The 13,331-nt window shown below is 66.0% G+C and carries 6 protein-coding genes; 3 read left to right on the top strand and 3 right to left on the bottom strand.

Translation table 11 applies throughout. The features are described from left to right. The 3 genes from K789_RS0121885 to leuS form a co-directional block, all read right to left on the bottom strand. Nucleotides 1-968 (bottom strand): DUF222 domain-containing protein (locus tag K789_RS0121885; RefSeq protein WP_024368608.1); only part of this gene is annotated, 968 nt, incomplete at its 3' end. A 217-nt stretch (nucleotides 969-1,185) separates the two neighbouring features. Continuing rightward, nucleotides 1,186-2,190: a DegV family protein gene (locus tag K789_RS0121880; RefSeq protein WP_024368607.1), complete on the bottom strand. Its 1,005-nt coding sequence runs from the start codon at nucleotides 2,188-2,190 to the stop codon at nucleotides 1,186-1,188. Nucleotides 2,191-2,275: 85 nt separating this feature from the next. Further along, nucleotides 2,276-4,807: a leucine--tRNA ligase gene (gene leuS, locus K789_RS0121875; protein WP_024368606.1), complete on the bottom strand. Its 2,532-nt coding sequence runs from the start codon at nucleotides 4,805-4,807 to the stop codon at nucleotides 2,276-2,278. Nucleotides 4,808-5,577: 770 nt separating this feature from the next. Between leuS and K789_RS0121870 the strand changes: the two genes are divergently transcribed. The 3 genes from K789_RS0121870 to K789_RS0121855 all read left to right on the top strand — a co-directional run bounded on the left by K789_RS0121870 (nucleotide 5,578) and on the right by K789_RS0121855 (nucleotide 13,275). Further along, on the top strand, nucleotides 5,578-8,745 hold the full coding sequence (locus tag K789_RS0121870; RefSeq protein WP_024368605.1) for an efflux RND transporter permease subunit: 3,168 nt from the start codon (nucleotides 5,578-5,580) through the stop codon (nucleotides 8,743-8,745). A gap of 449 nt (nucleotides 8,746-9,194) precedes the next feature. Then, a complete protein-coding gene (locus K789_RS0121860; protein ID WP_024368603.1) occupies nucleotides 9,195-12,338 on the top strand; it encodes an efflux RND transporter permease subunit in 3,144 nt (1,047 codons plus the stop codon). Between the two features lie 31 nt (nucleotides 12,339-12,369). After that, nucleotides 12,370-13,275 carry a hypothetical protein gene (locus K789_RS0121855; protein WP_024368602.1) on the top strand — a complete coding sequence of 302 codons (906 nt, stop codon included), beginning with the start codon at nucleotides 12,370-12,372 and terminating at the stop codon, nucleotides 13,273-13,275. The last annotated feature ends 56 nt before the right edge of the window (nucleotides 13,276-13,331 follow it).

The following is a 13,331-nucleotide window of genomic DNA, read 5'->3' as shown; positions in this document are numbered from 1 at the left end:
ACCGGGACGGTGACCAGGACCTGCGCCCGCGGCGACGGCACACCCCCGCCCGCACCCGCGCCCGTGCCGGTCCCGCTGTCTGCCACTTCGCCGTCGGCGAGCCCACTGCTCAGCAGCCAGGTCGCGGCGACATCGGCGCGGAGTTGGGTGAGGGTCCTGGCCTCGTCCGGGCCCTGGAGGGCGCGGGCGGCCGCGGTGGTCCGTTCCCAAATCCCCGCCGCGGCATCGGCCGGGAGGTACGCGGAGAACCAGGCCATCCCGTCCCGGTCCGGGCGGTACTCAACCCGCCGGTCCGCAGCGCACTTGATGTGGCGTGTCTCGATGCTGTCCCGGTGGTGGCGTTCCCGCCAGGTGCGGGCCTTGGCCCGGAACCGGGACGGAACGAGCTCCCCGGCCGGGCACCCGCGGGCCGGGTCCGGGGCGCCGGGGTCCAGGAAGTGCGCTTCGAGTCCGGCCGCGCCGGCCGGGTCCAGGCCGGAGGTTTCGTCCACAATGATCCGGGCGTGCTGCCAGGAGATCGTCCCGTCCGCCAGGGCGGCCAGGGTCAGCGGCAGCGCCGTCGTGAGGGCCTGGCAGTCGGACAGGAAGGCACCTGCGGTCCGTTCGCTCACGGTCAGGACACACGCGACCTCAGCGACCACCGCCATGTCCTGGCACTTGGCGTCGTGCGGTGCCGCCGCCGGGGCCGCCATGGCGTCGGTGGCCCGCAGATAGGTAGCGCCCAGCCGCACCTTCAACGCCGCAGTCCTGGCCTCCCACCGGGCGACCTCGGCAAGGCCGTCCAGGCAATCATCCGCCAGTTCCCGCAACGGATCGTCCGCCAACGGACCAGCATCCCGGTGGACACCGGCCACGGACGGACCACCGCCGTCAGCGCCCGCCCCGGTGACGGAATCCAGCGCCGCAGTCAACACCGCGACGCCCGCCAGGGCCTCCCTGCCATCCGCACTCCAGTCCGTGCTTTCCATACACCCAAACTAGCGCGCACCTCCGACACTTTTCACGAACCCGGCAGGGCCGCGGAACGCCAGCCCGGACGGCTCCCGAAGATGGGGTTGCCGAAGCCAGAAAGGTTGCCTCAAAGGCGAGATTGTTGGACCAACTCGCTCGGCAGGAGGCCGGCCACGTTGGTCCCTGCGCCTCGGCAGATGGCGGCGCATGGAGACCGGCAAATCCCGCGCCTGCCTAGGACAGCGCTGACGTCTCCGGGCCCGCTGGGGTGCGGCTCTCCCCCACGACCACTGCCAGCACACCGAGACCGGCGTGGGCCGCCAGCACGGCCGGAAGCGCGCTGATCTGGACGGACGGACTGCCGGGAACCGCCGCGGCCAGCTCCAACGCCAACTGTTCGGCCTCGGCCGGGTTGCCGAAATGGTGCACGGCGATCCTGGCCAGCCCCGCGGGCCGGCCGGCGGCGTCGGCCACGGCGATTTCCTTGAGCCGCGCGATGGCCTTGACCGCGGACCGTACCTTCTCCAGCGGCACCACCTTGCCGTCCTCGACCGCGAGGATGGGCTTGATCGCGAACATGGTCCCCCAGAGCGAGGCCGCAGCGCCGATCCGTCCGCCGCGCCGTAGCTGTTCCAGGCTCGGCACGTAGAAGTACACCTTGGTATGGGCCAACCCCTGCTCGGCCGCCTCCCGCACATCCGCCGCTGCCCGGCCGTCCGCGGCAGCGCCAAGGGCGTTCTGGACAGCCATACCCTGCGCCATGCCGACAGTCCGGGAGTCCAGAACCTCCACCGGGATGCCCACCCGGGCGGCGGCGAGCCGGGCCGAGTCGACCGTTCCGGACAGGTCCCCGGAAATGTGGAGCGACACAACGGACTCGAAGCCATGCCGCTGGGCTGCCAGGTAGGCCTGTTCGAACTGGCCGGGTGAAGGCCGCGAGGTCTTGACCGGCGTCCCGCTCGCCAGGGCCAGGGCAATCGTGTCGGTGATGTCGTCCTCACCCTCGCCGTAGATCTCCGCACCCACCATCACCGGCATGGGAACGACCGTGAGCCGCCCGTCGACGGAGACGGCACGAACCCAGTCAGCCGGCAGGGCCGCAGCGGAGTCGGTGACGACGGCAGTCCGGACGACGGCGGCGGGTTCCGCAGCGGGGGCCGCCGGGGATGGCCGGCCCTGGCGGAACCCGCTGAGGCGCTCCTTCAGCCACGGCCACCCCGCGGGGTCGCGGTGGGGCACGAAGCACCTCCTGCCGTCTGCACTTGCTGTCGGGACACACACTGTGGTGGNNCCCGGCGGCCGGTTCTTGGATCGACCTGCCCGGCTAGGCCGGGACGATGTTGACCAGTTTAGGCGCCCGCACGATCACGGTGCGGATCCCGCGCCCGTCGAGGGCGCGCTGGACGTTTTCCGAGGCCAGCGCCCGTTCCCGCAGGTCGTCTTCGCTGATCTCCGGCGAGACTTCCAGCCGGTCGCGTACCTTGCCCTGGACCTGGACGACGGCGGTCACCGTGTCCTGCACCAGGAGGGCCTCGTCGTGGGCCGGCCAGCCGGCGTTGGCCACCGAGGCGGGGTGCCCCAGCACGTTCCAGAGATCCTCGGCCGTGTAGGGCGCGAAGAGGCTCAGGATGACCGCGACAGTCTCGACGGCTTCACGGACGGCCGGATCTGCGCCGCCCGCCCCGGAGGCTGCGTCAATAGTTTTACGCGTCGCATTCACCAGTTCCATCAGCTTGGCCACCACCACATTGAACTTGTTGTGGTCCAGCAGGGCTTCGGCGTCGGCGATAGTGCGGTGTGTAACGGTGCGCAGGGCCCGGTCGCCGGTGGCGTAGTCAACGCCCGGTGCGCTGGTGACGTCCTGTCCCAGCCGCCAGGCGCGGGCCAGGAACTTTGCGGATCCCGACGGCGACACGTCGGCCCAGTCGACGTCGTCCTCCGGCGGGGAAGCGAAGATCATGGTGAGCCGGACGGCGTCGACGCCGTACTTGTCCAGCTGCTCGCCCAGGTCAACTCCGTTGCCCAGGGACTTGCTCATGGCCTTGCCGCCGTTGAGCACCTGGCCCTGGTTCAGCAGTGCCCTGAACGGCTCGTCGGCGTCGATCATGCCCAGGTCGTGGATGACCTTGGTGAAGAAGCGGGCGTAGAGCAGGTGCAAGATGGCGTGCTCCACGCCGCCAACGTACTGGCCGACCGGCATCCAGTCGTTGATCTTGGCGGGATCGAACGGGCCCTCAGTGTACTGCGGGGAAACGAAGCGCAGGAAGTACCAGGAGGAATCCACGAAGGTGTCCATGGTGTCGGTGTCGCGCTTGGCCGGACCGTGGCAGGTGGGGCATTCGACGTTGACCCAGCTTTCGACGGCGGCCAGCGGCGACGTGCCCTTCGGGGACAGGTCCTCGCCGCGCAGGTCGGCCGGCAGGGTGACAGGCAGCTGGTCGTCCGGGACCGGGACTTCACCGCAGGAGGGGCAGTGGATGATCGGGATCGGGGTGCCCCAGAAGCGCTGCCGGCTGAGCAGCCAGTCGCGCAGGCGGAAGTTTACGAACTTCTCGCCCGTGCCCTGCTGCTGCAGGATGTCGATGGCGGCCGGGATGGCTTCTGCCTTGGGCAGTCCGTCGAGGGCGCCGGAGTTGATCAGGGTTCCCTCGCCCGAGGTCGCGGTGCCGCTGACGGCGGGATCTTCCTCGCCCGTGTCCAGCACGGCGCGGACCGGCAGGTCGAAGGTGCGGGCGAAGTCGAGGTCGCGCTGGTCGTGGGCCGGGACGGCCATGATGGCGCCGGTGCCGTAGTCGGCCAGCACGTAGTCGGCAGCCCAGACGGGCAGCTTCTCGCCGTTCAGCGGGTTGATGGCGTACCGGCCGGTGAAGACGCCGGTCTTCTCCCGCTCGGTGGACTGGCGTTCGATTTCGGAGAGCGCCTTGACCTGTTCGCGGTAGGCGTCCAGGGCCGCGGCGTGTTCTTCGGTGACCAGTTCGACGGCGATCGGCGCATCGGCGGCGACGACGAAGAACGTCGCACCGTAGAGGGTGTCGGGGCGGGTGGTGAAGACCGTGACGTCCTTGGCGGGTTTGCCGTCGTCGGCCTCGATCACGAAGGTGACGTGCGCGCCCTCGGACCGGCCGATCCAGTTCTTCTGCATGGCCAGGACGCGTTCGGGCCAGTGGCCGCGCAGTTCGTCCATGTCATCGAGCAGCCGGTCGGCGTAGTCGGTGATCTTGAAGTACCACTGGTTCAGCGACTTCTTGGTGACCGGGGTGCCGCAGCGCTCACACGCACCGTTGACCACCTGTTCATTGGCCAACACCGTCTGGTCCTTGGGGCACCAGTTCACCGGGGAATTCTTGCGGTAGGCCAGGCCACGCTCGTAGAAGCGTGTGAAGAGCCACTGGGTCCACCGGTAGTACTCCGGGTCGGAGGTGTGGATCCGGCGGGACCAGTCGGCAGAGATGGCGTAGCGCTTGAACGACGCCGCCTGGGTGTCGATGTTGGCGTAGGTCCACTCGCTGGGGTGGGCATTGCGCTTGATGGCAGCGTTCTCGGCGGGCAGCCCGAAGGAGTCCCAGCCGATCGGATGCAGCACGTCGTAGCCCTGCTGGCGGAGGTAACGCGCGACGACGTCGCCCATGGCGAACGCCTCGGCGTGGCCCATGTGCAGATCGCCGGACGGGTACGGGAACATGTCCAGCACATACCGCCGCTCCCTCGAACCGTCGTCGACGGGCGTGAAGACCTTGAGGTCTTCCCAGACCTGCGGCCACTTGGCTTCCATGGCCGCGAAGCTGTAGGCACCCTCTTCGGGGGACTCCGCTGCTACTGCTGCTGTTCCGGTCTCTGTCTCCGGCTGAACGCTCACTGCTGGCCTCTTCTGTTCTGTCAAGCCTTATGTTCCGTCAAGTCTTGTACCGTCAAGTCTCCGTTAAGTTCCGGGCGGAGGCTTGTGTCCCTGCCCCGCCCGCTCCCCCGCCGTCCGCCCAAAAGGGTCCAGACACACAAAAGCCCCTCGACACGGAGGGGCGGCCGCTCGGCAATCCTGAGTTCTCGTCGGGATGCCGGGCGGCTAGCTAAGCAGGAGGATCGCACGCATAGCTCTACTTTAGCGCCTCCGGCGGGTTCGCGGGGAAACGACTGCGTTGTTCCGGATTCGGGCGGCAACCCGGCAGGCGGGCTGTCCGGCCGGGGAAGTCATAGGCCCCAGGGCCCGGCGAGGCCAAATTGTTACAAATGAAAGACCCGGAAGGATCCTGTACTTACTTCACCACGTGGCGGCCCCGCCGGGCCTTCAGCACCCTCAGAAGCAAGTACAGCCAGTTCCAAAGCACGTAGTCTTCCGCGCCAGCTCCAGTAGCTTTTTCCGTGTATCCACGTAGCCGGAACTTACCTATTGACAGATTGTCGTCGACATGAGAGTTAGCCCGCAGATTCGGGATTCCGGCACGAATAATAACTCCTTGCCAAACCCTGTCAAGAGGATCAATATGCACTCAAGATGTGCGGGGGGATTTGCAACTGGTCTCGGGTTGAGGAGCCTGACATGTATCACTTGCGCATTTTTGCCCTGCCACCACTCACTCATCCGGCCCGGCGCTGCGGCGCGACCGGTAGCAGAGTGGAAACGGCTTAGCCATGTTTGGCTGGATCACCCGTTTCAGTCTGCAGTTCCGTATCCTGGTGCTCGCCCTCGCGGCCGGAATCATCGCGTTCGGCATTGTGAACGTTCCCCGCATAGCCGTGGACACAATGCCCGAGTTCGCTCCCGCGCAGGTCGAAATCCAGACGGAGGCCCTGGGCCTCTCCGCTGTCGAAGTTGAACAGCTGATTACCGCACCGATGGAAGCCGACCTCCTGAACGGGGTGGCCTGGCTGGACGAGATCCGCTCTAAGTCCGTCCCGGGGATGTCGTCCATAGAACTCGTCTTCGAGCCCGGCACGGACCTGCTGCGGGCGCGCCAGCTCGTCGCCGAAAGAATGACCCAGGCGCACGCCCTCCCGAACGTTTCGACGCCGCCGCAGCTGATGCAGCCCGTGTCGTCCAACAGCCGCGTGCTGATGGTGAAGATGAATTCACAGCAGCTGTCCGGCATCGAGATGTCGGTCCTGGCCCGATGGAAGATCAAGCCGCGGCTGATCGGTATCCCCGGGGTGGCGAACGTTTCCATCTGGGGCCAGCGCGAGCAGCAGCTCCAGGTCGAGGTCACCCCGACCCAACTCCGTGACAAGGGAATCACCCTCGAACAGGTCATCAAGACCACCGGCAACGCAGTCTGGGTGTCTCCCTTGAGTTACCTCGAAGCGTCCACGCCCGGAACCGGCGGCTTTGTCGAGTCACCCAGCCAGCGCCTCGGCATCCAGCATGTACTGCCGATCCGGACCCCCGCCGACCTTTCCAAGGTCAGCGTGGAGGATACGGCCCCTGCCATGCTTCTGGGCGATATTGCCCAGGTCAGGGAGGACCATCAGCCTCTGATCGGCGACGCCGTCGTCGGGCAGGACGCAGGCTTGATGCTGGTCATCGAGAAGTTCCCCGGGTCCAGTACGGTGCAGGTCACCGAGGATATTGAGGCGGCGCTGAAAGACATGGAACCCGGCCTGACTGGGGTCCGGCTGGACACCACCGTGTTCCGCCCGGCGACGGCCGTCCAGGACTCGGTGACCGGCCTTGGCCTGGCGCTGTTGATCAGCTTGTTGATCGCCGTCGGCCTCTTCTGGCTGCTGTTCCGCTCCTGGCGCGTAGCGGTGATTGCGCTGGCGGCCATCACGACCACCGTGATCACGGCGGCCGTGGCCCTCTACGCGCAAAACGGCACCCTGAACGTCACAGTCCTGGTCGGCCTGGTTCTTGGGATGTCGGTGATCGTGGGCGACATCGTGGAAGACGTTCAGGCCCAGCGGCGCCGGCCCCTGGTCACAACGGCCACGGAAACCGACGCCACGCTGAGGTCTCGAATCGTCAACGTTGTCCGGGGCGTCCGGACCCCCTTGTTCCAGGCCTCGCTGATCATGCTGCTCGCCCTCGTTCCGACACTGTTCGTGACAGGCGTGGGCGGTTCCTTCTTCACTCCGCTCTTCTGGTCGTTGGCGCTGGCCCTCGCGGCCGGGCTGCTCGTCGGACTCTCGGTGACCCCAGTGCTCGCCCAGATGCTGCTCCCCCGCGAGACGGCGCCGCGCAAGGAGCCTGCTGCCGCCGGACGTGCCCGGGCCTACTACGATCGGGCACTCACTGGCGTACGCTCCCGCCGGACGGTGAGTCTGGTCGCTGTTGCTGTCGTTGGGGTCCTTGGCCTTGCCGCCGGATCCCAGTTGATCGGCAACCGGCCGGTGGTTCCCACGTTGCCGGACAGGACCCTGCTGGTCCAGTGGGATTCCACGGCCGGCGCGTCCAATGACGAGGTGCGCCGGGTTGCGTCGATAGCCTCGGACGAACTGCGGGCCCTGCCGGGCGTATCCGGAGTCGGCGGGCACATCGGCCGCGCCATCACCTCCGACCAGGTCGTCGGAAACAGTTCCGCGGAGCTCTGGGTGTCTGTCGCACCGGGAGCCGACTTCGGCAAGACGGAGCAGGCAGTCCGGGACGTGGTCCAAGGCTACCCCGGCATCGCCCATAACGTTGTGAACTATTCCCAGCAGCAGATCGGCGATATGCAGAGCAGCATGGCACCCGGTTTCGCGGTCCGCGTCTATGGCACGGAAATGTCGATCCTGCGGGAAAAGGCAGAAGAAGTCCGCAAGGTGATGGAGAACATCGACGGCGTCAAGACCCCGGCAATCAACGCCACGGCGATGACTCCGGTGGTGGAGGTCGAAGTCAACCTCGAGGCTGCCCAGAAGGTCGGCATCAAGCCCGGCGACGCCAGGCGTGCGGCTGCGACGCTGATGCAGGGGATCGTCGTGGGCAACCTCTTCGAAGAGCAGAAAGTATTCGAAGTAGTGGTGCGCGGCGCAGGTGACGTCAGGGATGATCTCACCAGCATCCGTGAACTGCTCCTCGACACTCCCACCGGCGGTCACGTCCAGCTGGGCGAGATCGCCACGATCCGGATGGTCCCCAACGAAGTGGTCGTCATGCACGATGACACCTCGCGGCGGATCGACGTGGTGGCTGATGTGAGCGGACGTCCGCTGGCCGACGTGCAGCGAGATATTGAAGCAGCCATCAAGCAGATCCAGTTCCCGCTGGAATACCATGCGGAGATTCCGACCAAGTATGGCCAGGTGCAGGCCGCCGACAGCCTCGTGCTGTGGCTGGCAACGGCGGCCCTCCTGGGCGTGCTGTTGCTCCTCCAGACAGCTGTGCGGAGCTGGAAGTTTGCCCTTGCGATCTTCCTGGCACTTCCGGCGGCGCTGGCCGGGGCGGCTGTGGCCGCCTGGATCGGCTCCGGCGCACTGTCCGGGATCGTGATGACGGCCTTCGCAGCTGTCCTGGCGATCGCCGCCCGCAACGCAACCCTGTTGTCCGCCCGTGTTGATGAGCTGTGGCGTTCCCAGCCGCAGTCGTCCCGTGTGGAAGTCGTGATGACGGCTGCCAGGGACCGGACAGCACCGGTCCTCAAGTCCGCCCTCATCACCGTGCTGGTGCTGATTCCGCCCGCAGTGTTTGGCGGTGGCGTCGGCCAGGCCGTGATATTTCCGATGCTGCTGATCATCGGCGGAGGTCTGGTGACCACAACGCTTGTGGCGCTCCTGGTGCTCCCTCTGCTGGCCCTCTGGTTCGGTCCCCGTAAAGCACCGGAAGAGTGGTCGGAAGTCTACGAAGCGGAAACCCCCGTTATGCAGGAAAAGGTGGAAGTAAAATGACCAGCCAAAAGCCCCAACGGCGTCTGCCCCTGGCGGCCGCTGCCTGTGCCCTTCTCTTGAGCCTCTCGGCCTGCGCGCAGTCCGCTGCGATGACCCCCGCATCGGCCGGTGAAGCCCCTGCCAAAGTCGAGAAGAACGCCACGACCGGCATCGCCAAGCTGACCGTAACCGAACACGGCCTGGCCCGCATCGACCTGAAAACGGAACCGGTCGCGGCGGGCACGGGAACGGACGTGCTGTTGCCCTATGCCTCCCTGTTGTACGACGCCAACGGCAAGACCTGGGTCTACACCAACCCCGCGCCGCGGGTGTTTGAACGCCAGGCAGTCACCGTCACTAAGGTGGAGGCAGGTGTGGTCACGGCCAGCGCCNCCCCGCCGTGGGAACTCCGGTGGTAACGGTGGGCGCAGTAGAGCTCTTCGGTACCGAGTTCAACACGGGCAAGTGACATGCGCCGGATAGTCGCAGCCAGCCTGAAGTTCAGATCGATCATCATCGCGCTGGCTGCGGCGCTGATGATCGTGGGCGGCGCGCAACTCAGCAGCGCCTCGGTGGACGTGTTCCCCGAGTTTGCACCTCCGAAGGTCGAAGTCCAGACAGCCTGCCTGGGACTTACGGCCGCCGAGGTCGAAGAGCTGGTGTCGGTTCCCATGGAGGAGGCGTTCAACGGCATCGACGGTCTGGACCACATGAGGTCCAAGTCGGTGCCCCAGCTCTCCTCGATTGTGCTGGAATTCGAGAACGGCACCGATCTGCTGACCGCCAGGCAACTGGTGTCCGAGCGGATGGCCGCGGTCACCCCGACCCTGCCCACCTGGGCCGCCCCACCGTTGATGCTGCAGCCCTTGTCCTCGACCAGCCGTGTCATGAAAATCGGCCTGTCCTCGGACACACGGTCCCTCATTGAGATGTCCATGATTTCCTACTGGAACATCAGGGCCCATCTGCTGCGGGTTCCGGGTGTGGCGAACGTCGCTATCTGGGGCGAACGGCTCCAGATGCTTCAGGTCCAGGTTGATCCCGCCAAGCTGGCAGCAAACGACGTCACCCTCGAAACCGTGATGAGTTCCACCTCGGACGCCCTGGACGCGGGACTGCTCCAGTACTCCCCGGGCTCTCTGATCGGGACCGGCGGTGCGCTGAATACACCGAACCAGAACCTGGGTATCCGCCATGTACAGGCGATCACCTCGCCCGAGCAACTGGCGAAGGTCGCGGTCGCGGACCGGGAGGGAGAGGCGCCGCTGCGGCTCGCCGACGTCGCCAACGTGGTGGAAGACCACCAGCAGCTGATCGGTGACGCTGTCATCAACGGCGGCCCGGGGCTCATGCTGATCGTGGAGAAACTCCCGTGGGGCAACACCCTCGAAGTGACGCGGGGGGTGGAAGAGGCGCTTAAGCAGCTTGAGCCCGGCCTCACCGGGATAGCCGTGGACACCACCCTGTTCCGGCCGGCGACCTTCATTGAGGAATCCCTCGGCAACCTGGGCGTTGCTCTTCTCCTCGGATGCCTGCTGGTCATCCTGGTCCTGAGTGTCTTCCTCTTCCAGTGGCGGACGGCGCTGGTCAGCGTGATGGCCATCCCGTTGTCGCTGATGGCGGCGGCCTTGGTGCTCTATTGGACCGGGGGAACGATTAACACGATGGTGCTTGCGGGGCTGGTGATTGCCGTCGGGGTGGTGGTGGACGATGCCATCATCGACGTCGAAAACATCGTCAGACGGCTCCGGCACCACCGTGCCAGCGGCGGCACCGAAAGCACGGCAAGGGTGGTGGTCAATGCCTCGCTTGAGGTCCGCGGGCCGATTGTCTACGCCACCTTGATCATCGTCGCCGCCACGGTGCCGATCTTCTTCCTGGACGGGCTGACCGGGGCGTTCTTCCGGCCGCTGGCAACCGCCTACACCCTCGCGGTAATGGCGTCCATGCTCGTCGCGCTGACCGTCACTCCTGCCATGGCCTACATCTTCCTCCGGAACGCCAAACTGGAAGACAAGGATCCGCCTCTGGTCAGGGTGCTTAAGCGCTGGTACGGCACATTGCTCCGGCCCATGGTGCGCCGTCCCGCCCCGGGGTACCTTGCCCTGGGCGCCCTGGGCGTCATCGGCCTTGTACTGGCACCCCTGCTGGGCCAATCCTTGCTCCCGTCCTTCAAGGAGCGTGACTTCCTGATGCACTGGCTCACCCAGCCCGGCACGTCCAACTCCGAGGAAGTCCGGGTCAGCCAGCTGGCCTGCAAGGAGCTCATGACGATTAAGGGAGTCAACAACTGCGGGTCCCACATCGGCCAGGCATTCAATGCCGATGAGGTGGTGGGCGTCTACTTCGGGGAGAACTGGATCAGCGTTGACCCCGCAGTGGACTATGACGAGACCCTCGCCGCCGTGGAGGAAGTGGTGAACGGCTACCCCGGTATCGTCCGGGACGTCCAGACCTACCTCAAGGAACGCATCCGCGAAGTCCTGACGGGCACCGGTTACGCCGTCGTCATCCGGGTGTACGGCGACGACCTGGGCACCCTGAAAGCGGAGGCTGACAAGCTCAAGACCATCCTGGCCGGCATCGAGGGGGCAGTGGGTGCGAAGGTCGCCCTCCAGGCCAACATTCCGCAGATCAACGTGGAAGTGAACCTGGACGCCGCCAACCGCTACGGGCTGAAGCCCGGAGACGTACGCCGTGCCGCCGCCACAATGATCGCCGGCGAGGAAGTGGGCGACATCTACCGTGACGGCAAGGCCTACGACGTCCAGGTCTGGAGCCCGCCGGAAACCCGGACCAGCGTCACGAGCATTGAGAACCTCCAGCTTGATACCCCGAGCGGGCAGAAGATCCGGTTGGCCGACGTCGCCACGGTGGCGGTCAAACCGACGCCCAATGTCATTGAGCGCTCGGAGGGCTCCAGGCGCATCGATGTCAGTGCCAACGTCAAGGAAGGCGATCTTGCCAAGGTTGTGGAGAAGTTGAAGTCCGAGATGGAGTCGGTGCAGTTCCCGGTTGGGTACGAAGCGGTTGTCCTCGGCGAATACGCCGAACGCCAGGCCGCCTCACAACGGCTGCTGCTCTACTCGATCGGCGCCGTGATCGTCGTCTTCCTCCTGCTCCAGGCGGCATTCCGAAGCTGGCGGCTGGCGATCCTCGCGCTCCTGACATTGCCGGTCGCTCTCGTCGGCGGCGTGATCGCCGCGCACCTCAGTGGAGGGATTCTGTCCCTGGGTTCCCTGGTCGGCTTCCTGACGCTGATGGGCATCGCTGCCCGCAACGGCATCCTGCTCATCAACCACTGCCAGCACCTGGAAGAGTTCGAGGGCATGACCTTCGGACCTGCCCTTGTGCTGCGCGGGGCTTCCGAACGGCTGTCGCCGATCCTGATGACCACCCTCGCCACAGCCCTGGCCCTGGTGCCGCTGGTGGTGATGGGGAACATCCCCGGCCACGAGATTGAACATCCCATGGCGGTGGTGATTCTGGGCGGACTCGTGACGTCGACGCTGGTCAACCTGTTCATCGTCCCCTCGCTGTACCTGCGGTTCGCCAAGAAGGGACCGAAGCGTGAGCGCCGGCCCAACCAGCCCCGGCCGGTGCCTGCCGTCTAGCCACCTACCACCCCAGAAAGAAGCCCCTGACATGGCTCTACCAGGAAAACTCTTCACGGCGTACGGCTCCGCAGTCCTGCTGGTGCTGGCCACGCTGACGGTCACGACGGCGGCCACCGCCACCGCCGCTCCGGGTCCAAAGGAACTCTGCGGACCCGGCTCGGAAATCGACTTCGATCCCTGGGAATTCCCTGCCGCGCCGCGGATCAACAACAAATGGTTTCCGCTGAAGCCCGGAATGCAGTACACCACCGACGGCACGGTCACCTCGGCGGAAGGAACCAGCGCCCACAAGGTGGTCCACACCGTCACGGGCCTGACCAAGGTCATCGACGGGGTGAACACCCTGGTGATGTGGGACCGGGACTACTCTGACGGCGAACTGGCTGAATCCGAACTGGCGTTCTTCGCCCAGTCGGAGGATGACGACGTCTGGCTCTTCGGCGAGTATCCGGAGGAGTATGAAAACGGCGCCTTTGTGGGTGCGCCCAGCACCTTTATGAGCGGGATCGCCAAGGCGCAGGCCGGAATCGCCATGCAGGCCCATCCGCGGACCGGCACACCGGCGTATGTCCAGGCCTATGCCCCCAAGGTAGATTTCCTCGACTGCGGCGACGTGATCAAGAAGAACCAGCACGTCTGCGTCCCGACCGGATGCTACGACGATGTGCTGGTGATCGACGAATACAACCCGCTGGATCCCCCCGACGCCGGGCACCAGCGGAAGTTCTACTCCGCCGGCACCGGGCTCGTGCAAGTCACCGCCGTGGGCGGTGACCAGCAGGAGACCATGGACCTGGTCAAGATCCGCAAGCTCAGCGATTCGCAGCTCAGGAAGGTCAACGAGCAGGCCCTGGAACTGGACAAGCGGGCCTACGAGGTCAGCAAGGATGTGTACGCCAAGACGCCTCCCGCTGTCGAGGTGGCTCCCCGCTGACCGGCACCATCAGCTACCGGGTCCAAACAGGAAGAGCTCCGGCCAGCGTGGCTGGC

Origin of the sequence: Arthrobacter sp. TB 26, assembly GCF_000427315.1 — a bacterium.
In the GTDB taxonomy this organism is placed as follows: domain Bacteria; phylum Actinomycetota; class Actinomycetes; order Actinomycetales; family Micrococcaceae; genus Arthrobacter.
This window is presented reverse-complemented; position numbering and strand designations above follow the sequence as displayed.

What these genes read in the sequence shown, in the direction of transcription:
- K789_RS0121855 (WP_024368602.1), top strand. Translation starts at nt 12,370, where the DNA reads ATGGCTCTACCAGGAAAACTCTTCACGGCGTACGGCTCCGCAGTCCTG.
- K789_RS0121870 (WP_024368605.1), top strand. Translation starts at nt 5,578, where the DNA reads ATGTTTGGCTGGATCACCCGTTTCAGTCTGCAGTTCCGTATCCTGGTG.
- K789_RS0121860 (WP_024368603.1), top strand. Translation starts at nt 9,195, where the DNA reads ATGCGCCGGATAGTCGCAGCCAGCCTGAAGTTCAGATCGATCATCATC.